The organism is Pseudomonas sp. LBUM1646, assembly GCF_059716165.1.
Genome location: NZ_CP166810.1, coordinates 6,055,002 through 6,080,266 on the forward strand (window position 1 = coordinate 6,055,002; position 25,265 = coordinate 6,080,266).

Below are 25,265 nucleotides of genomic sequence, written 5' to 3' on the forward strand. Positions count from 1 at the left end.
GCGCTGAATGATCGTTCCCACGCTCTGCGTGGGAATGCCGCCAGGGACGCTCCGCGTTCCGCTTGCGATGTGACGCGGAGCGTCACGGGATGCATTCCCACGCGGAGCGTGGGAACGATCATCTTCAGCGATAGAACATCGAATACCCGATCTGCCCCACCGCCTCGTTCAACAACTGCCCACTCTGCCAGATCGATTTGAACTCCGGCATCCAGCCGCCCAGCGGCCGGGCATTGTCCACGCCCAAAAACCCCACCGGCGCTGGCACCACCTCAAATCCTGCCTGCTTAAAGCTCCAGACCGCCCGCGGCATGTGCCAAGCCTGCGTAACCACCACCACGCGCTTGATCCCTTGCGGCAGCAACACCTCGGCACTGAACTGCGCATTTTCCCAGGTGGTGCGGCTACGCCCTTCCTGCCAACGCACGGTCACGCCGAAATCGTCGAGCAGCGAATCCGCCATCAATTTGGCCTCGGTGGGCGGCGTGCCGTAATGCAGGCCGCCGCTGGTGAGGATCGGCAAACCCGAGGCCTTGGCCAGTCGCGCGGCATAACGTTGACGCTCCAGGCCCACGCCGGTCGGCTGATCGGCGCCCCAGGCCGAATCGCCCCGCTCACGCCCCGATCCCAACACCACGATCGCATCCGCACGCTGAGCCAGAGTTGCCCATTCATCAAGCGCCAGCGCCGGCTCTCGCTCCAGCGCCTTGGCGCTCCATTGCACGACCACCGGCAGGCTCATCAGCCAGAACCCGCCAAGCCCCAAAGCAAAGCACAAACCGGCCAGTCGCGGCCTGGAACGGCGCAACCACCACGCAAGCGCGAGCAGCAGCAAAAGAATGCCGGGAGGCAGAAGAAGTTGTTTCACGAAATAACGAAAAGGCATCGAGCATCTCCAGAGATGCCCGAAGCCTAAGTGGGTTGACGCAATGCGACAACTAATGCGGAAGGACTATGCTGCAAAAAACCATTCGTCATGGCTTCAAGTGCCCTTACTTGAATTGCAGAGACCGGACCTTTACCGCGTCCCTGCCGGGTGTTTTGTCCTTGAGCCAGATGATCTTGGCCGAACGTGGTGCGTCGAGTTGCTTCACTGCGTCTGACAAGCATCCGTGTGTTTCACGTTCACTGCGATCCAGATACGCCTTGACCAGTGCAAACTCTGCGGGGCTCAGGCCACGCAACTCCAGCTCCAGGGGACGTTCATCACGCAACCGACTGGCGGTTTTCGCCGCGTCCAAGGCCATCCCCAGACGATCGATCAGTCGTTCATACAGCTCCGGCTTTGTAACTTTACGTTGTGACTCAACCATCCCTCACCTCATTGAAGATAAGACTCACTCCCCAATTAGGAGCTTAGCTTCCATGAACAAACCGGCTGAACACTGCGACCAACGGCCCTCGCGGCAGGTTTGGAGCGACATTTCGGCTGTAATCAGGGTTTCCCTCGATAGAGTGCGGTCATGTATGCTACGGCGCTTCCTGTAACTCCACTTCCAGCTCGTCTGGACACCGAACCGCCGATTTGGCGTGATCACCGTCCAACGTTGCATTGAAGAGGATTAGGCCACCCCTATTCAGTTCAAAAGTAGCCATGCACGAACAATATCAGCCCCGTGAAATCGAAGCCGCCGCCCAGTCGTTCTGGGACGAGCAAAAGTCCTTTGAAGTCAGTGAACAGCCAGGCAAGGAGACTTTCTATTGCCTATCGATGTTCCCTTACCCCAGCGGCAAGCTACACATGGGGCACGTGCGCAACTACACCATCGGCGACGTGATCTCCCGCTACCAGCGCATGCAAGGCAAGAACGTCCTGCAACCCATGGGTTGGGACGCCTTCGGCATGCCGGCGGAAAACGCCGCGATGAAAAACAACGTAGCGCCCGCCAAGTGGACCTACGAAAACATCGCCTACATGAAAACCCAGCTGCGCAGCCTGGGCCTGGCGGTGGACTGGTCTCGCGAAGTGACCACCTGCAAGCCCGATTACTACCGCTGGGAACAATGGCTGTTCACTCGCCTGTTCGAAAAAGGCGTGATCTACAAAAAGAGCGGCACCGTGAACTGGGACCCGGTCGACCAGACCGTCCTGGCCAACGAACAGGTGATCGACGGTCGCGGCTGGCGTTCCGGCGCGCTGATCGAAAAACGCGAAATCCCGATGTACTACTTCAAGATCACCGCTTACGCGGATGAACTGCTGTCGAGCCTCGACGATCTGCCGGGCTGGCCTGAACAGGTCAAGACCATGCAGCGCAACTGGATCGGCAAGTCTCGTGGCATGGAAGTGCAGTTCCCGTACAACGTCGATTCCATCGGCGAAAGCGGTGTACTGAAAGTCTTCACCACCCGTCCGGACACCCTGATGGGCGCGACCTACGTTGCCGTGGCCGCCGAACACCATTTGGCCGCCCTGGCCGCACAGAACAACCCTGAGCTGCAAGCGTTCATCGCTGAATGCAAGGGCGGCAGCGTCGCTGAAGCCGACGTCGCCACTCAAGAGAAAAAAGGCCTGCCGACCTCGTTGTTCGTCGAGCACCCGCTGACCGGTGAGAAACTCCCGGTGTGGGTCGCCAACTATGTGCTGATGCATTACGGCGATGGCGCCGTGATGGCGGTGCCGGCGCACGACGAACGTGATTTCGAGTTCGCCACCAAGTACAACTTGCCGATCAAATCCGTGGTGCGCACAAGCGCAGGCGACACCAACCCGTCGCCATGGCAAGACGCTTACGGCGAGCACGGCACGCTGATCAATTCCGGCGAGTTCGACGGCCTCGACTTCGAAGGCGCCTTCGACGCCATGGAAGTCGCGCTGATCAAGAAAAACCTCGGTGCCTCGCGCACCCAGTTCCGCCTGCGCGACTGGGGCATCAGCCGCCAGCGCTACTGGGGCTGCCCGATCCCGATCATCCACTGCGAAACCTGCGGTGATGTACCGGTCCCGGAAGATCAACTGCCGGTCATACTGCCGGAAGACGTCGTACCGGATGGCGCGGGTTCGCCACTGGCACGCATGCCCGAGTTCTACGAGTGCAGCTGCCCGAAATGCGGCGCACCGGCCAAGCGTGAAACCGACACCATGGACACCTTCGTCGAGTCCTCGTGGTACTACGCCCGCTACGCCTCGCCGCACTATGAAGGCGGACTGGTGGAAAAATCGGCAGCCGACCACTGGTTGCCGGTGGACCAGTACATCGGCGGCATCGAACACGCGATTCTTCACCTGCTGTACGCACGCTTCTTCCACAAGCTGATGCGTGACGAAGGCCTGGTGAGCTCCAACGAGCCGTTCAAGAACCTGCTGACCCAAGGCATGGTGATCGCCGAGACTTACTACCGTCGCGAAGCCAATGGTGCTTACACCTGGTTCAACCCGGCGGACGTGGAACTCGAACGCGACAGCAAGGCCAAGGTTGTTAGCGCCAAGCTGATCGCAGACGGCCTGCCGGTGGAAATCGGCGGTACCGAGAAGATGGCCAAGTCCAAGAACAACGGCGTCGACCCACAGTCGATGATTGACCAGTTCGGCGCAGACACCTGCCGTCTGTTCATGATGTTCGCCTCGCCACCTGACATGAGCGCGGAATGGTCCGACTCCGGGGTCGAAGGTTCGCACCGTTTCCTCAAGCGCGTCTGGCGTCTGGCGCAAGCACACGTGACCCAAGGCCTGCCGGGCAAACTGCACATCGCCAGCCTGAACGACGGGCAGAAAGCCATTCGCCGTTCGATCCACCAGGCCATCAAGCAGGCCAGCCACGACGTCGGCCAGAACCACAAATTCAACACCGCCATCGCTCAGGTGATGACGCTGATGAACGTGCTGGAAAAAGCCCCGCAAGGCACCGAACAGGATCGCGCATTGATTCACGAAGGCCTGGAAACCGTGGTCCTGCTGCTGGCACCGATCACCCCGCACATCAGCCACGAGCTGTGGAATCAACTGGGTCACGCTGCCCCGGTGATCGACGCAAGCTGGCCGGTGCTGGATGAGAGCGCGTTGGTGCAGGACAGCCTGCAACTGGTGATTCAGGTCAACGGCAAGCTGCGCGGGCACATTGAAATGCCAGCCAGCGCCACTCGCGAAGAAGTCGAAGCGGCCGCACGGGCCAATGAGAACGTGCTGCGCTTCGTCGATGGCCTGACTATTCGTAAAGTGATCGTAGTGCCCGGGAAACTGGTCAATATCGTCGCCAGCTAATTGGATCAGGCGCCAGGTGAGCCTGGCGCCAAGTTAAACCTTTCGGGCCGCACGGTCGGCCCACATGGTTTCAAGGGGAGCAACAAAATGATCAAACGCAATCTGCTGGTGATGGGCCTCGCAGTCCTGTTGAGCGCCTGCGGTTTCCAGCTGCGCGGCACCGGTACCACTGAACTGGCGATCAAGGAACTCGACGTGAGCGCCCGCAACGCTTATGGCGAAACCGTGACGCAATTGCGTCAGGTGCTGTCGAGCAGCGGCGTCAAGGTTTACACCGGTGCACCGTACAAGCTGATTCTGACCGACGAGCAGGAAAGCCAGCGCATCCTCAGCTACGCCGGTGCCGGTCGTACGGGTGAGTATCAGGTGACCACCGTGCTGAACTACGACATCCGTGGTGAGCACGACCTGGCCCTGATGAGCGACAAGCTCGAAGTGGAGAAGATCTTCATCCACGACGGCAACAACCTGGTGGGTTCTGACCAGGAAGCCTCGACAGCCCGCGCAGAAACCCGTCGCGAACTGGTTCAACGCATGATTCTGCGCCTGCAACAGATCACCCCGGCGCAACTGGATCAGCTGCAGCAGACCGCGACTGCCCGTGCCAAGGCTGAAGCCGATGCACTGAACGCAGCACAGAAGGCTGAAGCGGAAACCCCGCGCCAGTCGCCAATCGAAATCCCGCAGCAATAAGACTTACGGGGCGCCCAGGCGCCCCGTTCGCCCTCTCTTATGAAACTCGCCCCCGCCCAACTCGCCAAACACCTGCAAGGTGCCCTCGCACCGGTCTACATCATCAGTGGTGATGACCCGTTGCTGTGCCAGGAAGCGGCCGACGCCATTCGCGCTGCGGCTCGCCAGCAAGGTTTCGATGAACGCCAGGTCTTTGCCGCCGACGCCAGTTTCGACTGGGGAACGCTGCTACAGGCCGGTGCCAGCATGTCGCTGTTCGCCGAAAAGCGTCTTCTGGAGCTACGTTTGCCTTCCGGCAAGCCTGGCGACAAAGGTGCCGCTGCGTTCATCGAATACTGCTCGCGCCCGGCCGAAGACACGATCTTGTTGATCAGCCTGCCCAAACTCGATGGTGCTGCGCAGAAGACCAAGTGGGGCAAGGCGCTGGTGGAAGGCCAACAGACTCAGTTCGTGCAGATCTGGCCGGTGGATGCCAACCAGTTGCCGAGCTGGATTCGCCAGCGGTTGTCCCAAGCCGGGCTGTCTGCCAGCCAGGACGCTGTGGAACTGATCGCCGCGCGGGTCGAGGGCAACCTGTTGGCCGCCGCTCAGGAAATCGAAAAGCTCAAGCTGATGGCTGAAGGCGGCCAGATCACCGTCGAAACCGTGCAGGCGGCCGTCGCCGACAGTGCGCGCTTTGACGTGTTCGGCCTGACCGACGCGATTCTCAACGGCGAAGCCGCCCACGCCCTGCGCATGCTCGAAGGGCTGCGCGGCGAAGGTGTCGAACCGCCGGTGATTCTCTGGGCCCTGGCCCGGGAGTTGCGCTTGCTGGCCAACCTGTCGCTGCAATACAGCCAGGGTGTGCCACTGGACAAAGCGTTCAGCTCGGCCCGACCGCCGGTCTGGGACAAACGCAAACCGCTGATGAGCAAAGCCCTGCAACGCTACTCGGCGCAACGCTGGGCGCAACTGTTGCTCGAAGCCCAGCGCATTGATGCGCAGATCAAAGGGCAGGCAGCAGGTTCGCCGTGGATGAGTTTGAGTCGATTATCGTTGTTGATGGCTGGGCAGCGGCTGAACTTGCCCGCAGAGTAACCTGTAGCAGTTGGCGAAGCCTGCGTTCGGCTGCGAAGCAGTCGCCAAGCCAGTAGACGCGGTGTGTCAGGGTTATCCGGAATTCAGAGTTTACGACGGCTTCGCAGTCGAACGCAGCCTTCGGCAGCTGCTACAGGCCCGCAATTAGCGAAAGGTCCTACGCAATGTTGGGCTAGACAGAACCCCAACTTCAGCAGATTATTTCCCCCGCAAAATCCACTCAATCCGAGAGATCCGATCATGAGCAAAAAGCCATCTAAAAATGGCCCGAACAAGGCCAAATCCATCATCGCCCAGCCACTGTTCCGCAGCCGTCAGGAACGAGCCGGCAAGGGCAAAGGCAGCTACCGCCGCGAAGCCTTCCAGTCTAATAGCTGGGAGGCTTCTTACTTTCTGGCCGCTTAAAGCGCTGCCCCCCTTCTCCATGTTAAGGTCTGCACCTGATTCGTATTCTCTGGACCTGTGCATGCCCCTTTGTCTTTCCCGTCGTTGGCACCTACGCCAATTGATTGCTGCCTCCAGCCTCATTTTGCTTGTCGCTTGCGCGGAAAAACCGACCGCCGCCGACGCCCAACCGCTTCAGACAGTCCCCGTCGCGACCGCTCCTGCGGTGATTCCGCCGGTGGTGCCGAGTGGTGAAAACCTCGACATCCAGCCGACCCAGACCTTCGCTGAGTGGCAGGCCGGTTTCCGTAAGGACGCCCTGGCCGCCGGTATCCGCGCCGATCTGTTCGACCGCGCCTTCGCCAATGTCAGCTTCGACGACAGCGTGATCCGCGCCGACCGCAGCCAACCTGAGTTCTCCCGCCCGGTATGGGAATACCTCGACGGTGCGCTGTCGCCGCTACGGGTGCGCAAAGGCCAGGCCCTGGTCAGCCAGTACGCCGACATTCTGCAAAGCATCGAACAGCGCTACGGCGTAGACCGTCAGGCGCTCGTTGCGGTGTGGGGCATGGAGAGTAACTTCGGGCAATTCCAGGGCAGCAAGTCGGTGATCAATTCCCTGGCGACTCTGGCCTATGAAGGCCGCCGCCCGGGCTTTGCCCATGCGCAACTGATTGCCGCCCTGCAGATTCTGCAACAGGGCGATATCACGCCAGAGAAAATGCTCGGTTCCTGGGCGGGTGCCATGGGTCAGACCCAGTTCATCCCGACCACCTACAACACCCACGCCGTGGATTTCGATGGCGACGGTCGCCGCGACATCTGGGGCAGCCCGGCCGATGCCCTGGCCTCGACCGCGCATTACCTGCAAAGCTCTGGCTGGCAGAAAGGCCAGCCGTGGGGCTTCGAGGCGCAACTGCCTGGCAACTTCAATTACGTCCTGGCCGACGGCACGATTCGCAAGAGCGTTGCCGAATGGCTGCAACTGGGCGTGACCCTGCCCAATGGCGCACAGGTCCCGGCGGGTTCCGAACACTTGTCGGCCGCCCTGCTACTCCCGGCCGGCTATCGCGGCCCGGCGTTCCTGGTCCTCGACAACTTCCGCGCGATCCTCAAGTACAACAACTCATCGTCCTACGCCCTGGCGGTGAGCCTGTTGTCCGAGCGCTTCAACGGTGCCGGCCTGATCAATGGCACATGGCCAAAGGATGATTTGCCACTCAGCCGTAGCGAGCGGATCGAACTGCAAAACCTGCTGAGCGCCCAGAACTACGAAGCGGGCACCGCCGACGGCATCATCGGCGCCAATACCCGCAAGGCGATTCGCAGCGCACAGCAGTCGTTTGGCTGGCCGGCGGATGGGTATCCGACGCACAAGTTGCTGGAAGGATTGCGTAACCGCTAAAAGCAAAAGATCGCAGCCTTCGGCAGCTGCTACAGGGTTTTGTGTACACCCGTAGGAGCTACCGCAGGCTGCGATCTTTTTTTGCGACGCGTTATTACCTGACCACTACATCCTGCTCCAACACCAACACCTTGTTCCCCGCGTCCAGCTTGACCAACGCCCCCATGGGCAACGTCAGGTTCGGATCACAATGCCCGCTGCGCCACCCGGCCAGTACCGGAATCCGCAACGGCTCGAAGGTCTGCTTGAGCAATCGCTCCAGCGCCTTCGTATCAACACCCGCCACATCCCCCACCAGAACCCCACGCAACTTGCCGAGCGTGCCGGCCAGGCGCAGATGGGTCAGCAGCCGGTCGATGCGATACAGCGGCTCGTTGATGTCCTCGATGAACAGAATCACGCCCTGGGCATCGATTTCGTATGGCGTGCCCATGGTCGCCGCGATCAGCGACAGATTGCCCCCCAGCAAGCGCCCGTGAGCGATGCCAGGCTCGATGGTGCTCAACGGGTAGGCCACCGGGTGCGTCAGCACACTGCCGGCCTTCACCTGCCCACGCAGCATGTTGAAGAATGACGACTCGGTAGGCTTTTGCTTGTCGCCCAATAAATCAGCGTTGAGCAACGGACCATGGAAAGTCACGAAACCTGCATAACGGCTGATTGCCAGATGCAACGCAGTGATGTCGCTGTAACCGATAAAGGGCTTGGCGTTGGCACGCAACAGATCGAAGTCGAGGCGATCAAGCAACCGCGGCGTACCGTAACCGCCGCGCAAGCAAATGATCGCGTCGACTTCGGTGTCGGCGAATGCCCCGTGCAGGTCATTGAGTCGCACGTCGTCGCTGCCGGCCAGGTAGCCGTCTTGCTCGTACACGCCGGGAAACACCCGCAGCGCATAGCCCCGGGCGCGCATCCATTGCACGGCTTTGTCGGTATCCAGCGGCGCAGGACCGGCGGGCGCAATCACGCCGATCAGCCCTTCCGACGGCAAGGCCGGCACCGGTGCGTGAGGAAAAAGAGTATGGGTCGGTCGAACGGTCATCCATGAATCTCCCTGCGTGAAATCTTCAGCACACAGTAGTCAGGAACGGGCATAAACAGAAGGGGGTCAATCACGCCGCGCATTGCAGGAAAAGCCCCTGATGGACGTAGGCAAGGCAAAAAAACGCCCGCATGGCCGGAGCCGTGCGGGCGATTTTGTCTTTCAGCCGCGAATCACAAGGACGCTATAAGCTCGGCCTTAACCAGCTTCGCCTGCTCGTCGGCATGGTACGAGGAACGCACCAACGGGCCGGACGCAACGTTCTTGAAGCCCATCTTGTAGCCTTCCTCGGCGAACCAGGCGAACACGTCCGGGTGCACGAAACGCTGCACCGGCAAGTGGCTGCGGGACGGTTGCAGGTACTGGCCGAGGGTCAGCATGTCGATGTCGTGTTCGCGCATGCGCTTCATGACTTCGATGACTTCTTCGTCGGTTTCGCCCAGGCCCAGCATCAAGCCGGATTTGGTCGGGATGTGCGGCATCATCTGCTTGAAGCGTTGCAGCAGGGTCAGCGACCACTGGTAATCCGAACCCGGACGCGCAGCCTTGTACAGGCGCGGCACGGTTTCCAGGTTGTGGTTGAACACGTCTGGCGGCTCGGCGGCGGTGATTTCCAGCGCCACGTCCATGCGACCACGGTAGTCCGGGACCAGGGTTTCGAGCTGCACATTCGGCGACAGCTTGCGGATCTCGCGGATGCAGTCGGCAAAGTGTTGGGCACCGCCGTCACGCAGGTCGTCGCGGTCTACCGAGGTGATCACCACGTACTTGAGTTTCAGGTCGGCGATGGCAATGGCCAGGCTTTCTGGCTCATTGGTGTCCAGTGGCTTCGGACGACCGTGGCCGACGTCGCAGAACGGGCAGCGACGGGTGCAGATGTCGCCCATGATCATGAACGTCGCGGTGCCGCCGGAGAAGCACTCACCGAGGTTCGGGCAGGACGCTTCTTCGCAGACGCTGTGCAGCTTGTGTTTGCGCAGCAGGGCCTTGATGCGGTCGACTTCCGGGGACACCGGGATGCGCACGCGGATCCAGTCGGGTTTCTTCGGCAGTTCGGTGGTCGGAATGATCTTTACCGGGATACGTGCAACCTTCTCGGCGCCGCGCAGCTTGACGCCGGCTTCTACCTTGGCACGCGGGGCCGGACGCTCGGTGACATCCAGCGTCGGGATCATGGTTTGCACTGCATCAGTAGTCATATCAGTCGATTCCGCCCGTTAGGGTCGTCTGCTCAGCATAGTCGAGGTGTTTGACGAGCTGCGCGCGCAGCCGGGCACTTACCTCGGCAAATTCAATCGATCCTGCGTGATCGCTCAGCTGGGTCATCGCCAGCCCGGCGTAGCCGCAGGGATTAATCCGTCGAAACGGTTCCAGGTTCATGTCCACGTTCAGGGCCAGGCCATGAAAAGAGCATCCATGGCGGATCCGCAGCCCCAGCGAAGCAATTTTTGCCCCGTCGACGTAGACACCCGGTGCATCCGGCTTGGCCGCGGCGGTGACGCCGTAGCTGGCCAGTAACTCGATCAGGCAGTGTTCCATGCGAGTGACCAGGTCACGCACGCCGAAACCCAGTTTGCGCACATCCAGCAACAGGTAGGCCACCAACTGACCGGGACCGTGGTAAGTCACTTGACCACCGCGATCGACCTGCACCACCGGAATATCGCCCGGCAGCAACAGATGCTCAGCCTTGCCGGCCTGGCCCTGAGTGAACACTGGCGGGTGTTCCACCAGCCAGATCTCGTCCGCGGCGTCAGTGCCGCGTTCGTTGGTGAAGCGCTGCATGGCATGCCAGACCGGCTCGTAAGCCATCTGGCCGAGCTCACGAAAGCCCAGCGTGCCAGACATCACAGCACCATGTGCACGAAACCGGTAGCCCGCAACTCGCTGTTGATGTCGTACAGCTGATCTTGACCGGTGGCGATGATGTGCAACTGGATGGTGGTGTACTTGCCGTTGCTGCTCTGGCGTTCGTCCACCTTCTCATCGTTGATCGTCGCGTGTTTCTTGACGATATCGATGATCTTTTGCTTGATGTCCACAATGGTGTCGCCGATCACTTTGATCGGGTAATCATTGGCAGGGAATTCGATCTTTGGCGCCTTTACTTCGGTATCTGTCATGGCGTAACGGCCTCGTAAGCCGTGGCAACGGACATGACCCCGCTCCGGATTGGAACGGGGTCATGCAAGTCCACACTAATTCAGTTGAACAAGCCGTAGAAGAATAGACGGATGCTATCCCACATGCGGCGGAAGATACCACCCTCGTCGACCGCGTCCAGAGCGATCAGGTCAGCGCTGTGCACAACCTTGTCGTCCAGTTTCACTTCGACTTTACCGATCACGTCGCCCTTGGCGATTGGCGCAACCAGTTGCGGGTTCATGGTCATGCTGGCAGCGAGCTTTTTCAGCTGGCCTTTTGGCAGGGTCATGGTCAGGTCTTCAGCCAGGCCGGCCTTGACTTGATTGGTGGTGCCTTTCCAGACAGGGGCCTGAGCCAGCTCGGCGCCTTTCTGATAGAAGGTCTGGGTTTCGAAGAAGCGGAAACCGTAGGTCAGCAGTTTCTGGGTTTCGGAGGCGCGAGCCACTTCGCTGTTGGTGCCGAACACCACGGCGATCAGGCGCATGCCATCACGTACGGCCGAAGACACCATGCAGTAGCCGGCTTCGTCGGTGTGACCGGTTTTCAGACCATCGACGGTCTTGTCGCGCCACAGCAGCAGGTTGCGGTTAGGCTGCTTGATGCCGTTCCAGAAGAACTCTTTCTGCGAGTAGATCGCGTAGTGAGCCGGGTCTTCGTGGATGATCGCGCGAGCCAGCAACGACATGTCGTGAGCCGACGAATAGTGCTCAGGGTTCGGCAGGCCGGTCGGGTTCATGAAGTGGCTGTTGGTCATGCCCAGGTCGCCGGCCGTCTTGTTCATCATGTCGGCGAACGCGTCTTCGCTGCCGGCGATGTGCTCGGAGAGCGCAACACTGGCGTCGTTACCCGACTGAATGATGATGCCGTGCAGCAGGTCGCTGACAGTGACCTGCGAGCCAACCTTGATGAACATCCGCGAACCGCCGGTACGCCAGGCGTTTTCGCTGACGGTCACCGGGTCGTTTTCGCCGATCTGGCCACGACGGATTTCCAGCGTCGCAATGTACGCGGTCATCAGTTTGGTCAGGCTGGCTGGCGGCAGACGCTGGTCACCGTTGTTCTCTACCAGCACGTTGCCACTGCTGGCGTCCATGAGCACGTAGGATTTGGCGGCCAGTTGCGGTGGCGACGGCATCATTTCTACCGCAAAAGCGGCAGGCGTGATGAACAGCGGGACTAACAGGCACAGGCGTTTGGCAAAGGTGGTGATGTTCATCCGTCTCTCGAAATCGCTAATGGGAACTGCCCAAAGGCAAAACTAATCAGACAACCTTTAATGGGTTGTCGCGTGTTCAGTTGCTCACTCTGTAACCCTTGCCGGGCTTTTGTTCTTAACGAGCCAACAACCAGGTCCGCCCCCCAAACCGCAAGCGAACCCTCAATCAAGTACTGCGTATTACTCGGCGGTAACCAGGCTCGGCGAACCGAGATTGGCCAATCGCACACTGTTCTGCACTTGCTGGATTTCACCCTGCGAACCGATCGGCCCCAGGCGTACCCGATGCAGTGTCTGTTGGTTGCGCACGATCGAGCTGATGAACACCGGAGCGCTCACCATCCCGCTGAGCTTCGATCTCAGGAGCTCTGCAGCGTCCGGGTTGGCGAACGCGCCCACCTGCAGATACTGGCCAGAGGCTGGTACAGAAGCGTTTTTTTTTGCATTGATCTGCACAGGTACGGTGTCCGACGCATGCTGCTGCGGCGGTGGCGTCCATTGCTCAACCGTCCCCGCCGAAGCGGTAATGGTCGGCGCGGCATTTTGCGCTACTTGCGGCTCATTGAGCATCAACGGCGCCGGACGGCCTTTGGCGGCCCACCACTGTTGCGGATCGATACCTTCAACCTTGACTCGTGCCGTACCGATTTCGGCATAACCGAGTTTTTTGGCGGCCGCATAGGACAAGTCAATGATGCGGTCCGAGTAGAACGGCCCACGGTCGTTGACCCGCAGGACCACGCTCTTGTTGTTGTCCAGGTTGGTCACCCGAACGTAACTCGGCAGCGGTAACGTCTTGTGTGCGGCACTCATGCCGTACAGGTCATACACCTCGCCATTGGCGGTGTTCTGGCCGTGGAACTTGGTGCCGTACCACGACGCCGTGCCCGAGGCGACGTAGGTCTTGGACTCTTGCAGCGGGAAATAGGTCTTGCCCAGCACGGTGTACGGGTTGGCTTTATAAGGGCCGCTGTGCAGGGTCGGCGTGGCATCCGGGATGCGCGACACGTCGACGTCCCACCATGGCGCGCCGTCTTTGTGCGCGCGGTTGATGTCCAGCCCCGGCGTAGCACGCACGGCGGTGGAGGGCGACTTCTGGGTCGGCGCGCGGCTGGTCGTACAACTGGCGACCAACATCGCCAACGCGGCGTATGCCATCAGCTTCAGGGGTTTATTCATAGGCAATGCCCGCATTACTTGACGCCCCGTGCTTGGACCAGCTGTTCAGACAGTTGATGTACGGCCATGGCGTACATCACGCTGCGGTTATAACGCGTGATCGCGTAAAAATTCTTCAGGCCCATCCAGTACTCGGGGCCATTGTCACCTTCCAGGCGGAAAGCGGTGACCGGCATATCATCGCGCAGCGCATCATGACTCGACCACCCCAACGCCCGCAACTCCCCGACGGTTTTCGTCGGCTCGATGCCGGTGGTCAAACCCTCGTCCACCTGATCGCCACGCACATCGGCGCGGCTGACCACAGGCTCGCCGGCGACCCAGCCGTGACGCTTGAAATAACTGGCGACACTGCCAATGGCGTCGTCCGGATTGGTCCAGATATTAATGTGGCCGTCACCGTCGAAGTCCACCGCATAGGCGCGAAAACTGCTCGGCATGAACTGCGGCAGCCCCATGGCACCGGCGTAGGAGCCCTTGAGGGTCAACGGATCAACCTGCTCTTCCCGGGCCAGCAGCAGGAATTCACGCAATTCCTTGCGGAAGAATTCGGCACGGGGAGGATAGTCGAAACCCAGGGTCGACAATGCGTCGATCACCCGGTAATTGCCGGTATTGCGGCCGAAAAAGGTTTCAACGCCGATGATCGAGACAATCACCTGGGCCGGCACGCCGTATTCCTGCTCGGCACGGGCCAATACCGCCTCGTGCTGGCGCCAGAAGTCCACACCGCGGGCAATGCGCGCGTCAGTGATGAACATCGGGCGATATTCGTTCCACTGTTTAACCCGTTCGGCGGGTTTGGAAATGGCGTCCAGGATCGCCTGCTTGCGCGCGGCTTCGCGGAACACGCCCATCAGCTGTTCACCGGCAAAGCCGTAGTCGCGGGTCATTTCACCGACGAATTCGGCCACCTGGGGTGAGCCTTCGTAATCGCCGGCCCGCGTTTCTGCGGTACCAAGGATGCCTACCAGGCCGACCCACGGCGCGTATCGAGTCGCCCAGCCACGCATTGCTTGCATTGAAATCTTCACCTTATTCAAACCTGTGCGATCCACTTACGATGGGTATGGATCGACATCAAAACCCCAAACGCTGACAGCAGCGTCACCAGCGAAGTTCCTCCGTAGCTAATGAACGGCAACGGCACCCCCACAACCGGCAACAGGCCACTGACCATACCGATGTTGACGAAAACGTAAACAAAAAACGTCATAGTCAGGCTGCCCGCGAGCAATTTGCCGAACAATGTCTGGGCCTGGGCGGTAATCACCAGCCCGCGACCGATCAACAACAAGTAAATCAGCAGCAATGCACAAATGCCCACCAGGCCGAATTCCTCGCCCAGCACCGCAATAATGAAGTCGGTGTGGCTTTCCGGCAGGAAGTCCAGGTGCGACTGGGTGCCCAGCAACCAGCCCTTGCCGAATACGCCACCGGAACCGATGGCCGCCTTGGACTGAATGATGTTCCAGCCAGTGCCCAACGGATCGCTTTCCGGGTCGAGGAAGGTCAGGATTCGCTGCTTCTGGTAGTCGTGCATGATGAAGAACCACATCGCCACCGCCACCGGCACCGCCGCGGCGATCACGCTGAGGATCCAGCGCCAGCGCAGGCCGCCCATGAACAGCACGAATGCACCGCCGGCAAGGATCAGCAGCGAAGTGCCGAGGTCCGGCTGACGGACGATCAGGATAAACGGCAAGCCGATCAGGAACAGACTGACACCCACGTGCTTGAGCTGTGGCGGCAAGGTGCGTTTGGACAAGTACCAGGCGATGGTCGCCGGCATCAGGATCTTCATGAATTCCGAAGGCTGGAAGCGGATCACCCCGGGGATGTTGATCCAGCGCGTGGCACCCATGGCGTTGTGGCCCATGACGTCCACCACCACCAGCAACAGCACGCCGAGCACATAGCCGATCGGCACCCAACGGGCCATGAAACGCGGTTCGAACTGGGCGATGACGATCATCGACACCAGGCCGATGCCGAATGAGGTGGCTTGCTTGGCCAGCAGGTCCCAGCTCTTGCCACTGGCCGAATACAGCACGAACAGGCTGCCGGCGGCGAGGGTCAGCAGCAGGATCAGCAATGGGCCATCAATGTGCAGGCGTTGCAACAGCGTCGCCCGGCGACGCATCACGTCCTCACTGGAGAGGATGCGATCGAAATTACTCTTCACGGGCCGTAGCCTCCGCGCTGATAGGGCCGGCGTATTCCGGTTTGAGTCGGCCTTCCTGGTCCAGGAGCCAGGCATCCATCACTTGTCGCACGACCGGCGCGGCGACGCCGGAACCGGACTCGCCGTTCTCGACCATCACCGACACCACGATTTTCGGGTTGTCGGCCGGCGCGAAGCCGACGAACAAGGCGTGGTCGCGGTGGCGCTCCTGAACCTTGGAGCGGTCGTACTTCTCGCCCTGCTTGATCGCGACCACCTGGGCCGTACCGCTTTTGCCGGCAATCCGGTATTGCGAACCGATCGCCGCTTTACGCGCAGTACCGCGAGCACCGTGCATCACTTGCTGCATGCCGTGGTTGACCTTGGTCCAGTCGGACGGGTCGCGCAGGACGATGTCCGGCATCGGATCTTCATCCTTGGGCTTTTCGCCTTCGACAGTCTTGGCCAGGTGCGGACGGTTCCAGACGCCTTTGTTGGCGACCAGCGCCGTGGCTTGCGCCAGTTGCAGCGGCGTGGACTGCATGTAGCCCTGACCGATCCCCAGAATCAGGGTTTCGCCCGGGAACCAGGCCTGACGCCGGGTCGCACGCTTCCACTCGCGGGACGGCATCAGCCCCGGCGACTCTTCGAACATGTCCAGGGAAACCTTCTGGCCAATGCCGAACTTGCCCATATACGAGGACAACCGATCGATGCCCAGCTTGTGGGCCAGGTCATAGAAGTAGGTGTCGTTGGAACGCATGATCGCCGTGTCCAGGTCCACGTAGCCGTCGCCGGTACGGTTCCAGTTACGGTATTTGTGATCGTAGTTGGGCAGTTGGTAGTAACCCGGGTCGAACACGCGGGTCGAGGCCGTGACCACACCGGAATCCAGGCCGGCAATCGCCACCGCGGGCTTGATGGTCGAGCCCGGCGGGTACAGGCCGCGCAGTACGCGGTTGAACAGCGGCCGGTCAATCGAATCGCGCAACTCGGCATAGGCCTTGAAGCTGATGCCGGTGACGAACAGGTTCGGGTCGAAGCTCGGCTGACTGACCATCGCCAGCACTTCGCCGGTTGCCGGGTCCAGCGCCACCACCGCACCACGGCGACCACCGAGTGCCAACTCGGCGGCTTCCTGCAATTTGATGTCCAGGCTCAGGACGATGTCCTTGCCGGGAATCGGATCGGTACGCTTGAGAACGCGCAATACGCGGCCCCGAGCGTTGGTCTCGACTTCTTCGTAACCCACCTGGCCGTGCAGTTCGGGCTCGTAGAAGCGCTCGATACCGGTCTTGCCGATGTGGTGAGTGCCGCTGTAATTGACCGGGTCGAGGGATTTCAGCTCTTTCTCGTTGATCCGGCCCATGTAACCCACGGAGTGCGCAAAGTGCGCGCCCTGCGGGTAATGCCGCACCAGTTGCGCGACCACTTCCACACCCGGCAGCCGGAACTGATTCACCGCGATCCGGGCGATCTGCTCTTCGGTCAGCTCGAACAGGATCGGCACCGGCTCGAATGGCCGGCGCCCCTGCTTCATGCGTTTCTCGAAGATCACCCGATCCTCGGGCGTCAGTTCCAGCACCTGGACGATCACGTCGAGCACTTGCTGCCAGTCGCCGGAGCGCTCGCGCGTCATGCTCAGACTGAAGCTGGGCCTGTTATCGGCCACCACCACGCCATTACGGTCGAAGATCAGCCCACGGGTGGGCGGAATCGGCTGCACATGGACGCGGTTGTTTTCCGACAGAGTCGAGTGGTACTCGTACTGGATGACCTGGAGGAAATACAGCCGTGCGATCAGCACGCAGATCAGCGCCACCACCGCAATTGCCCCGAACACGACGCGGCCACGCACCAGACGGGCGTCTTTTTCGTGGTCCTTGATGCGGATCGGCTGGGACATGAGGGCAAAACTACTTGTGGTAAGGGTGGCCGGACAGCACTGTCCAGGCACGATACAACTGTTCGCCGATCAGAATCCGCACCAGTGGGTGCGGCAACGTCAACGGTGACAACGACCAGCGCTGATCAGCCCGGGCACAGACTTCCGGCGCCAGCCCTTCGGGGCCGCCGACCATGAAATTCACCGTGCGCGAGTCCAGCCGCCAGCGATCGAGTTCGACCGCCAGTTGCTCGGTACTCCAGGGCTTGCCGTGGACTTCGAGGGTGACAACCCGCTCGTTCGGCCCGACCTTGGCCAGCATGGCTTCGCCTTCCTGACGGATGAAGCGCGCCACGTCGGCGTTCTTGCCACGGGTGTTGAGCGGTATTTCCACCAGTTCCAGCGCCAGCTCGGACGGAAGACGCTTGGCATATTCATGCCAGCCTTCTTCCACCCACTTGGGCATGCGTGAACCGACGGCGATCAGTCGCAGTCGCACAGCGGTCCCTTACAACTGGTCTTTGTTGAGCTTGATGAAATGCTCGTGGGTGTTTTCCGGGCTGTGGTGAGCCGCGTTCAGCGCACGGCTCTGCTCGGCACCGGACCAGAGACGCTCGAGGTCGTAAAACTGACGAGCCGAAGCGGTCATCATGTGCACGATCACGTCGTCCATATCCAGCAGGACCCAGTCGCTGTCGCCCTTGCCTTCTTCACCCAGTGGCTTGACGCCCAGGGCTTTGACGGCTTCGCGAACCTTGTCCAGCATCGCGCCGATCTGGCGGTTGGAGGTACCGGTAGCGATGATCATGTAGTCAGTGATGCTCTGCTTTTCACGAACGTCGATGACCTGGATGTCCTGGCCCTTGACGTCTTCCAGGGCGGCCACGGCAACCTTGACCAGCTCATCACCCTTCAGCGGCTCGGTGGTGAGAACCGGCTCAGGCAGCGGGGCGCTCTTGAACGTGCCTTTGCGCTTTACTTTAGTTACGTCTTTGTTCGTCATATAAAACTCGTTTTGCTCGTATGTTCGGGCGCTTCAATACACGTCATTACGTGCCTTGAAGCGGCCCTCTTTTCAGTTCGACGCACGGTAGAGACCGTGCGCATCGATGTAGGCCAGGACCGCGTCGGGCACCAGGAAACGTACCGACTTACCGCTGGCCAGCAGTTGACGGATCTGGGTGGCGGATACCGCGAGCGGCGTCTGCCAGACGAATGCAATCTGTCCGCTCGGCCCTTTGAGGGCCAGCGGGTCGCTCACCGAGCGTGCCGCCAACAGATTGCGCAAGGCATCCGGCGGTTCGCTGTCGGCATCCGGGCGTTGCAGCACCAGGATGTGGCAATGCTGGAGCAACTCTTCCCAGCGGTGCCAAGTGGGCAGGCCGCAAAATGCGTCCCAGCCCAAAAGTAGAAAAACCTGGGTATCCGCGGCCATTTCAGCGCGCATCAATTCCAGGGTATCGATAGTGTAGGACGGTTTGTCCCGCTGCAATTCGCGGGCGTCCACCACCAACGGTGCCACACCGGCCACCGCGCACTCGACCATCGCCAGACGATCCTTGGCCGACACCTGCGGCGCGTCCCGATGGGGCGGTCTGGCACTGGGTGTCAGACGCAGCTCATCGAGGCCCAAGGATTCGGCGACTTCCAGTGCACCGCGCAAATGGCCGATGTGCACCGGGTCGAAGGTTCCGCCCAGCACGCCAATGCGTCGAGGCTCAGCCTTACCGACAGTGACCGGGGCTGACGGGTCGAGGTCGCCCAAGTCAGACCGACTCCTGTCCGCGCAACTGGCCGTCACCGACCACGATGTACTTCTCGCAGGTCAGACCTTCGAGGCCCACCGGACCGCGGGCGTGCAGCTTATCAGTAGAAATGCCAATCTCGGCACCCAATCCGTATTCAAAACCATCGGCGAAGCAGGTCGGGGTGTTGATCATCACCGACGATGAGTCGACTTCGGCCACAAAACGCCGGGTGTCAGCGAGATTTTCACTGACGATGGAATCGGTGTGATGGGAGCCGTATTTGTTGATGTGCTCGATGGCCTGGTCCAGCCCATCGACGACGCGGATCGACAGAATCGGCGCCAGGTATTCGGTAGACCAGTCTTCTTCAGTCGCCGCCACGGCATCAATGATCGCCTGCGTACGCTCGCAACCCCGCAATTCGACGCCTTTTTCGCGGAACTGGGCAGCCATCGACGGCAGGAAATCCTTGGCAACGGTTTGATCCACCAGCAGGGTTTCCATCGCGCCGCAGATGCCATATCGGTAAGTCTTGGCATTGAAGGCGATGCGCTGGGCTTTCGCCAGATCGGCGTGGGCACTGACGTAAACGTGGCAAATGCCGTCCAGGTGTTTGATCACTGGCACGCGGGCGTCGCGGCTGACCCGTTCGATCAAACCTTTGCCACCGCGCGGCACGATGACGTCCACGTACTCCGGCATGGTGATCAGCGCGCCAACGGCAGCACGGTCAGTGGTTTCGACCACTTGCACCACGGCGGCCGGCAGTTCGGCTTCGGCCAGGCCGCGCTGGATGCAGGCGGCAATGGCACGGTTGGAATGTATCGCTTCGGAGCCGCCACGCAGGATGGTGGCGTTGCCGGACTTCAGGCACAGGCTGGCGGCATCGATGGTCACGTTCGGCCGGGATTCGTAGATGATTCCGATCACGCCCAATGGCACACGCATCTTGCCGACCTGAATGCCCGACGGGCGAAAGCTCATGTCGCGGATCGCGCCAACCGGGTCCGGCAGGGCCGCGACCTGGCGCAGACCGACGATCATGCCGTCGATGCGCGCCGGGGTCAGCGCCAGGCGCTCCAGCAACGCAGCCTCAAGCCCATTGGCCCGACCAGCGGCCAGATCCAGCTCATTGGCCGCCGTCAACTCGGCACGCGCGGCGTCCAGCGCATTGGCGGCAGCCTGCAACGCGCGGTTTTTCTGCGCAGTGCTGGCACGGCCGATGATGCGCGACGCTTCGCGAGCAGCGCGACCCAGGCGGGTCATGTAGTCGAGGACGGACTCAGTCATGTCTGATGGGATCTTGGCAAAGATGAAAGCGGCAGATTATAGCTGTCGCGTCCCCTGACTAACAGCGGTGACGGGCGGATGGTCGAAATGGAGGGCAATTTGCCGACGTTCAGCCGTGATTAAGCTGCAAATTGTTATCATCACCGCTCAATCAGCCCTGATAAACGCCGTTCATCATGTCCAACCTGACTGTTCGCGCCTCCCTTTCAGCCCTGCCCACGGCGCTGCCGGATGCTTTTTTCGACCGCGACGCCCAAGTTCTGGCCCGGGATTTACTGGGCAAAGTCATCCGTCACCGGGTCGGCGACCTGTGGCTTAGCGCCCGGATCATTGAGACCGAAGCCTATTACTGCGAAGAAAAAGGCAGCCATGCGTCCCTCGGCTACACAGAAAAACGTAAGGCTTTGTTTCTGGATGGCGGCCACATCTACATGTATTACGCCCGGGGCGGCGATTCGCTGAACTTCAGCGCCCTGGGGCCGGGCAACGCTGTCCTGATCAAATCCGCCTACCCTTGGGTCGATGAACTGAGCGGGCCGGCGAGCCTGGCGCAGATGCTGTTGAACAACCCCGACGCTCAAGGCCGCCCTCGCCCCTTGCAAAAACTTTGTGCCGGCCAGACGTTGCTGTGCAAATCTCTGGGATTGAAGGTGCCCGTCTGGGACGCCAAGCGCTTTGATCATGAAGTGCTGCTGGTGCAAGACATCGGCCCCGCTCCCGTCCACATCATTCAAACCACCCGCTTGGGCATTCCCCATGGCCGTGATGAACACCTGATGTACCGCTTCGTCGATGCGGCATATGCGCCGTACTGCACGCGGAACCCGATACGCCGGGGGCAGGTCGAAGGTCGCGATTATTTTTTGCTGTAAACCCAATTCCCTGTAGGAGCTGCCGAAGGCTGCGATCTGTTGATCTTGACCTTTCCGATACCGCTGAAAATCAAGATCAACAGATCGCAGCCTTCGGCAGCTCCTACGAGTTTATGAACAATGATGGAGTTGTACGTATGGGCCCATGGCTCGATAGCATCACCGGCTGGTTGACGGTCAATCCGCAGTGGCTGGCCGCCGCGGTGTTCATAGTGGCCTGCGTGGAGTGTTTGGCGATTGCCGGGCTGATCGTACCGGGCACCGTTTTGCTGTTTGCCGTGGCGGTGCTGGCCGGCAGTGGTGCGTTGTCGCTGGGCGAGACGCTGTTGCTGGGGTTTCTCGGCGGCTTGCTGGGTGACGTGGTTTCGTACTTTCTGGGACGACATTTCCATCAGAACATCCGGCGCCTGCCGGGCTTGCGACATCACCCGGAATGGATTGCCGGGGCCGAGTCTTATTTCCAGCGCTATGGCATCGCCAGCCTGTTGGTCGGGCGCTTCATCGGCCCCTTGCGGCCGATGCTGCCAATGGTCGCCGGGATGTTCGACATGCCCTTCCCGCGCTTCGCTGCCGTCAGCCTGCTGGCCGCCGCGGGCTGGAGCATCGCCTATCTGCTGCCGGGATGGGCCACGGGAGCGGCGATTCGCCTGCCATTGCCGGAAGGTTTCTGGCCTGAAGCGGGGATCGTCGCCGGTAGCATCGCGGTGATGATCGGCTTGAGCGTCACCAGCAGCCTGCGTCGCCATCGCCACGCCACCGCTTATATTGCCGGCCTCGGTCTGCTGATTTTGCTGGGACTGTTTATTGGCTATCCGCACCTGACCGCCCTCGACCAGGGCGTGATGACCCTGGTGCAGGAACACCGCAGCCCGATGCTCGATGAAGTGGCCGTAACCTTCACGCTGATCGGCGAATTCCGCAATATGCTGGTGTTCAGCGCGCTGCTGACCGGCTTACTGTTGCTCTCCCGACAATGGCGCCAGGCGATTTTTGTCGGCGGCACCTTGCTCGTCACTGCGTTGGCCAACACCGGCACCAAGTATTTTTTCGCCCGTGTGCGCCCGGAAGTGCTGACTGATCCACTCACCAGTTACAGCATGCCCAGTGGCCACGCCTCCGGCTCGTTCGCGCTGTTCTTGTGCCTCGCAGTCCTGGCCGGACGTGGACAACCACCGCGTATGCGTTTGACCTGGCTGCTGCTGGGCTGCCTGCCGGCGCTGTCGATTGCCCTGTCGCGGGTCTACCTCGGCGCGCATTGGCCAACGGACGTGCTGGCCGGCGCGATGCTGGCGGCGTGTGTCTGTGCGGCGGGCCTGTGGCTGAGTCAACGCCAGACGCCACTCAATGCCATGCCGCCGAAGGTTTGGTGGTTGGTGCTGCCGTCATTGCTGGCGCTGTTTGCCTTCTTTGCGTTGCGGCATTTGCCGCACACGATGTTGCGTTACGCCTACTAAAGATCAAAAGATCGCAACCCTGTAGCAGCTGCCGAGCCCGCGAGACTGCGTTCGGCTGCGCAGCAGTCGCCATTCAGGCAAACCGCATTTACAGGATTTGCGAGGACTTCGTCCTCGAACGCAGCCTCGCGGGCTCGGCAGCGGCTACAAGCGCCTGTCAGGCAAACAACTCGCCCTGCAATTCATCCAGTAACGCCTGAATCGCATCCAGCCGTTGCTGCGGATCATCGAGTTGCAGCAGGTCGATTTTGTCCACTTCAGCGAAAGGCAAAAGATACGCCAACTGATTGGCCAGTGACTGTTGCCCGGTCGCTTCGGTGCCCATGTTCAGCGCTTCGACCATCGGGTGTTCGGCCAGAGCCTTGAGCAAGGCGACCAGGTCGGCGTCCTCATCTTGCAGCGGTTGTTCAGGTTCGTCTTCTAGCCACTCGACGTCGGCAACGGTCAGGTGATCGCGCTGGACTTCGGAGCGCAATACATGAAAACGCCGCCCACCCTGCACCCGAATCCCCAGCAGGCCGTTGTCCTGCTGCTTGAAATCGGTAATCAGTGCTTCACAGCCCACCAGCGCGTAACCCGCCGGGGCGATGCCGACCTCCTCGCCGTCGAGGATGCACACCACGCCGAAGCCGCTGCCTTGTTTCATGCAGCGGCTGATCATGTCCAGGTAGCGCGCCTCGAAAATCTGCAAGTCGAGGATGCAACCGGGAAACAGCACCGTGTTCAGCGGAAAAAGCGGCAAGCTCATAGACATTTCCTTACACCACCATCGACACGGCCAACGGCAGGAACACCGCCGTGGCTACGCCCATCAGACTCATCGCCAGCGCCGCGAAGGCGCCGCACTCTTCACTTTCCTGCAGCGCCACCGACGTGCCGACCGCGTGGGCGGTCATCCCCAGGGCCATGCCGCGGGCCTCCGGGCTATGGACACCGAGCCGGGTCAAAAGACTCGGGCCGAAAATCGCACCGATCACGCCAGTAATCAGCACAAACACCGCCGCCAGCGCCGCGACGCCACCGATTTGCTCGGCCACCAACATGGCGATCGGCGAAGTCACGGATTTGGGCGCCATGGTCATCAGGATCATGTGTTCGGCGCCGAACCACCACCCCAGCAACACGCCCATGCCGGTGGCGACCACGCCGCCTATCACCAGCGTAGTAAAAATCGGCCAGAACAACTGCCGAATCCGTCGCAGATTCAAGTACAGCGGCACCGCCAATGCAACCGTGGCGGGGCCGAGCAGGATGCTGAGGATCTCGGTGCTCTTGCGATACTCGGCATAGGTAAGACCGCAGCCTACCAAGACGCCGATCACCAGCAGCATGGAAACCAGCACCGGTTGCAGGAAGATCCAGCGGGTTTTCTCGAATGCCGCGAGCACCAGTTGATAAGCGCCGAGGGTAATGCCGATGCCGAACAGCGGATGGTGAATCACCGAGTCGAGAGCGCCCTGCCAATCGAGGATCATGGGCGATCTCCACGATGGGCGTGGCGCTTGACCAGACGCTGCATCAGCACGCCGACGAAGGCCATGGACAGCACCAATGACAACACCAACGCGCCGGTGATGGCCCAGAAGTCCGCGGCAATGTCCTTGGCGTAAACCATCACACCCACCGCCGGCGGCACCAGCAACAACGGCAGGTAACGCAGCAGGCTGCTGGCGGCCAGGTTCAGTGGCTCACCGACCTCGCCACGACAGATCAGGAACACCAGCAACAGCAGCAGGCCGACAATCGGCCCCGGCAGCACCGGCAAAAACAGGTGGTTGATGGCTGTGCCCAGCAATTGGAACAGCACCAGCCAGGTCAGGCCACGTAACAACATCCAGCAATCTCCCCACGCGTTGTCCCCACCAAAAAGGGTCCGGGCATTATAAGCACGCCAACGCTATAGACCGGCATTCGCCAAAAGCATGGTCAGTTGACCGGAGCAATTTGCCATGTTGATCTAAAGTGGTACTCCGGGAGGTCAAATCCCCCCACCTCAAAACTATAAAACCGATGAACCCAAGGAGAGTCTCAATGCCCTATGTTCCTGTTGCAGAGCTCAAAGATTATGTCGGCAAGGAACTTGGACGTTCCGAATGGCTCACCATCGATCAGGAACGCATCAACCTGTTCGCCGAAGCCACCGGGGATTATCAGTTCATTCACGTCGACCCGATCAAAGCCGCGCAAACGCCATTTGGCAGCACCATTGCCCACGGTTTCCTGTCGCTGTCGCTGATCCCCAAACTGATGGAAGACATCCTGATCCTGCCGGAAGGCGTGAAGATGGTGGTCAACTATGGCCTGGACAGCGTGCGGTTCATCCAGCCAGTGAAAGTCAATTCACGGGTCCGACTCAAGGTCGACATGAACGAAGTCACCGAGAAGAAACCCGGCCAATGGCTGCTCAAGGCCACCGCTACCCTTGAGATAGAAGGCTCGGACAAACCGGCGTACATCGCCGAACCGCTGTCCCTCTGTTTCGTGTAAACCATCCTGGATGCGAAGCAGCG

Annotated in this window: 26 protein-coding genes; 8 read left to right on the forward strand and 18 right to left on the reverse strand. The window is 60.7% G+C overall.

Annotation, left to right across the window (positions count from 1 at the left end; genetic code table 11):
- Positions 1 to 124: 124 nt before the first annotated feature.
- Together ACA071_RS27630 and ACA071_RS27635 are read right to left on the reverse strand one after the other, a co-directional pair.
- Complete coding sequence (locus ACA071_RS27630; RefSeq protein ID WP_497641962.1) at positions 125 to 886, reverse strand: YdcF family protein; 762 nt, start codon at positions 884 to 886, stop codon at positions 125 to 127.
- A 106-nt stretch (positions 887 to 992) separates the two neighbouring features.
- Complete coding sequence (locus tag ACA071_RS27635) at positions 993 to 1,313, reverse strand: hypothetical protein (protein WP_497641963.1); 321 nt, start codon at positions 1,311 to 1,313, stop codon at positions 993 to 995.
- Between the two features lie 281 nt (positions 1,314 to 1,594).
- Here ACA071_RS27635 and leuS point away from each other — a divergent pair, with 281 nt between their 5' ends.
- The 5 genes from leuS to ACA071_RS27660 all read left to right on the forward strand — a co-directional run bounded on the left by leuS (position 1,595) and on the right by ACA071_RS27660 (position 7,760).
- Positions 1,595 to 4,201, forward strand: coding sequence for a leucine--tRNA ligase (gene leuS / locus ACA071_RS27640; RefSeq protein ID WP_497641964.1), 2,607 nt, complete (start codon positions 1,595 to 1,597; stop codon positions 4,199 to 4,201).
- Positions 4,202 to 4,288: 87 nt separating this feature from the next.
- Complete coding sequence (locus ACA071_RS27645) at positions 4,289 to 4,894, forward strand: LPS-assembly lipoprotein LptE (RefSeq protein WP_497641965.1); 606 nt, start codon at positions 4,289 to 4,291, stop codon at positions 4,892 to 4,894.
- 39 nt (positions 4,895 to 4,933) lie between these two features.
- Positions 4,934 to 5,971: a DNA polymerase III subunit delta gene (gene holA, locus ACA071_RS27650; protein ID WP_497641966.1), complete on the forward strand. Its 1,038-nt coding sequence runs from the start codon at positions 4,934 to 4,936 to the stop codon at positions 5,969 to 5,971.
- A 240-nt stretch (positions 5,972 to 6,211) separates the two neighbouring features.
- Positions 6,212 to 6,376: an alternative ribosome rescue factor ArfA gene (arfA, locus tag ACA071_RS27655; protein WP_094470475.1), complete on the forward strand. Its 165-nt coding sequence runs from the start codon at positions 6,212 to 6,214 to the stop codon at positions 6,374 to 6,376.
- A 61-nt stretch (positions 6,377 to 6,437) separates the two neighbouring features.
- Positions 6,438 to 7,760, forward strand: coding sequence for a lytic murein transglycosylase (locus ACA071_RS27660; protein WP_497641967.1), 1,323 nt, complete (start codon positions 6,438 to 6,440; stop codon positions 7,758 to 7,760).
- 94 nt (positions 7,761 to 7,854) lie between these two features.
- Here ACA071_RS27660 and ACA071_RS27665 read toward each other — a convergent pair whose 3' ends face one another.
- The 13 genes from ACA071_RS27665 to ACA071_RS27725 all read right to left on the reverse strand — a co-directional run bounded on the left by ACA071_RS27665 (position 7,855) and on the right by ACA071_RS27725 (position 20,429).
- Positions 7,855 to 8,802 (reverse strand): S66 peptidase family protein, encoded by a 948-nt coding sequence (locus ACA071_RS27665; RefSeq protein WP_497641968.1) that lies wholly within the window; start codon positions 8,800 to 8,802, stop codon positions 7,855 to 7,857.
- Between the two features lie 173 nt (positions 8,803 to 8,975).
- Entirely contained in the window at positions 8,976 to 10,001 is a 1,026-nt protein-coding gene (gene lipA, locus ACA071_RS27670) for a lipoyl synthase (RefSeq protein WP_123509883.1), read from the reverse strand.
- A 1-nt stretch (position 10,002) separates the two neighbouring features.
- A complete protein-coding gene (gene lipB, locus ACA071_RS27675) occupies positions 10,003 to 10,650 on the reverse strand; it encodes a lipoyl(octanoyl) transferase LipB (protein ID WP_169372926.1) in 648 nt (215 codons plus the stop codon).
- Positions 10,650 to 10,925 carry a DUF493 domain-containing protein gene (locus tag ACA071_RS27680; protein WP_054052426.1) on the reverse strand — a complete coding sequence of 92 codons (276 nt, stop codon included), beginning with the start codon at positions 10,923 to 10,925 and terminating at the stop codon, positions 10,650 to 10,652. Before ACA071_RS27680 ends, lipB begins: the two co-directional genes overlap by 1 nt.
- A gap of 80 nt (positions 10,926 to 11,005) precedes the next feature.
- The gene (locus ACA071_RS27685) at positions 11,006 to 12,163 is read right to left on the reverse strand and encodes a D-alanyl-D-alanine carboxypeptidase family protein (RefSeq protein WP_149660886.1); all 1,158 of its coding nucleotides are present in this window, start codon (positions 12,161 to 12,163) and stop codon (positions 11,006 to 11,008) included.
- 180 nt (positions 12,164 to 12,343) lie between these two features.
- Complete coding sequence (locus ACA071_RS27690) at positions 12,344 to 13,357, reverse strand: septal ring lytic transglycosylase RlpA family protein (RefSeq protein WP_497641969.1); 1,014 nt, start codon at positions 13,355 to 13,357, stop codon at positions 12,344 to 12,346.
- Positions 13,357 to 14,364: a lytic murein transglycosylase B gene (gene mltB, locus ACA071_RS27695; protein ID WP_169372924.1), complete on the reverse strand. Its 1,008-nt coding sequence runs from the start codon at positions 14,362 to 14,364 to the stop codon at positions 13,357 to 13,359. The genes ACA071_RS27690 and mltB overlap by 1 nt, the downstream gene beginning before the upstream one ends.
- Before the next feature lie 17 nt (positions 14,365 to 14,381).
- Entirely contained in the window at positions 14,382 to 15,485 is a 1,104-nt protein-coding gene (gene rodA / locus ACA071_RS27700; protein WP_166656017.1) for a rod shape-determining protein RodA, read from the reverse strand.
- 31 nt (positions 15,486 to 15,516) lie between these two features.
- Positions 15,517 to 17,412 (reverse strand): penicillin-binding protein 2, encoded by a 1,896-nt coding sequence (gene mrdA / locus ACA071_RS27705; protein WP_497641970.1) that lies wholly within the window; start codon positions 17,410 to 17,412, stop codon positions 15,517 to 15,519.
- Between the two features lie 10 nt (positions 17,413 to 17,422).
- On the reverse strand, positions 17,423 to 17,890 hold the full coding sequence (rlmH, locus tag ACA071_RS27710) for a 23S rRNA (pseudouridine(1915)-N(3))-methyltransferase RlmH (protein WP_007937439.1): 468 nt from the start codon (positions 17,888 to 17,890) through the stop codon (positions 17,423 to 17,425).
- Between the two features lie 9 nt (positions 17,891 to 17,899).
- Positions 17,900 to 18,394, reverse strand: coding sequence for a ribosome silencing factor (gene rsfS, locus ACA071_RS27715; protein ID WP_133837580.1), 495 nt, complete (start codon positions 18,392 to 18,394; stop codon positions 17,900 to 17,902).
- Positions 18,395 to 18,466: 72 nt separating this feature from the next.
- A complete protein-coding gene (gene nadD, locus ACA071_RS27720; protein ID WP_497641971.1) occupies positions 18,467 to 19,156 on the reverse strand; it encodes a nicotinate-nucleotide adenylyltransferase in 690 nt (229 codons plus the stop codon).
- A 1-nt stretch (position 19,157) separates the two neighbouring features.
- Positions 19,158 to 20,429 (reverse strand): glutamate-5-semialdehyde dehydrogenase, encoded by a 1,272-nt coding sequence (locus tag ACA071_RS27725; RefSeq protein WP_497641972.1) that lies wholly within the window; start codon positions 20,427 to 20,429, stop codon positions 19,158 to 19,160.
- Between the two features lie 176 nt (positions 20,430 to 20,605).
- Here ACA071_RS27725 and ACA071_RS27730 point away from each other — a divergent pair, with 176 nt between their 5' ends.
- Together ACA071_RS27730 and ACA071_RS27735 are read left to right on the forward strand one after the other, a co-directional pair.
- Positions 20,606 to 21,301 (forward strand): DNA-3-methyladenine glycosylase, encoded by a 696-nt coding sequence (locus ACA071_RS27730; RefSeq protein ID WP_497641973.1) that lies wholly within the window; start codon positions 20,606 to 20,608, stop codon positions 21,299 to 21,301.
- Between the two features lie 137 nt (positions 21,302 to 21,438).
- A complete protein-coding gene (locus ACA071_RS27735) occupies positions 21,439 to 22,755 on the forward strand; it encodes a bifunctional DedA family/phosphatase PAP2 family protein (RefSeq protein ID WP_497641974.1) in 1,317 nt (438 codons plus the stop codon).
- Positions 22,756 to 22,912: 157 nt separating this feature from the next.
- On the opposite strand, the gene ACA071_RS27740 is transcribed toward ACA071_RS27735, so the two are convergent.
- From ACA071_RS27740 to ACA071_RS27750, 3 genes are read right to left on the reverse strand one after another with little or no spacing between them, the layout of a single operon-like run.
- Positions 22,913 to 23,503: an LON peptidase substrate-binding domain-containing protein gene (locus tag ACA071_RS27740; protein ID WP_090179434.1), complete on the reverse strand. Its 591-nt coding sequence runs from the start codon at positions 23,501 to 23,503 to the stop codon at positions 22,913 to 22,915.
- Between the two features lie 10 nt (positions 23,504 to 23,513).
- On the reverse strand, positions 23,514 to 24,230 hold the full coding sequence (locus ACA071_RS27745) for an LrgB family protein (protein WP_497641975.1): 717 nt from the start codon (positions 24,228 to 24,230) through the stop codon (positions 23,514 to 23,516).
- On the reverse strand, positions 24,227 to 24,589 hold the full coding sequence (locus tag ACA071_RS27750; protein WP_497641976.1) for a CidA/LrgA family protein: 363 nt from the start codon (positions 24,587 to 24,589) through the stop codon (positions 24,227 to 24,229). Before ACA071_RS27750 ends, ACA071_RS27745 begins: the two co-directional genes overlap by 4 nt.
- A gap of 197 nt (positions 24,590 to 24,786) precedes the next feature.
- Between ACA071_RS27750 and ACA071_RS27755 the strand changes: the two genes are divergently transcribed.
- On the forward strand, positions 24,787 to 25,242 hold the full coding sequence (locus tag ACA071_RS27755; RefSeq protein WP_497641977.1) for a MaoC family dehydratase: 456 nt from the start codon (positions 24,787 to 24,789) through the stop codon (positions 25,240 to 25,242).
- Positions 25,243 to 25,265: the final 23 nt, after the last annotated feature.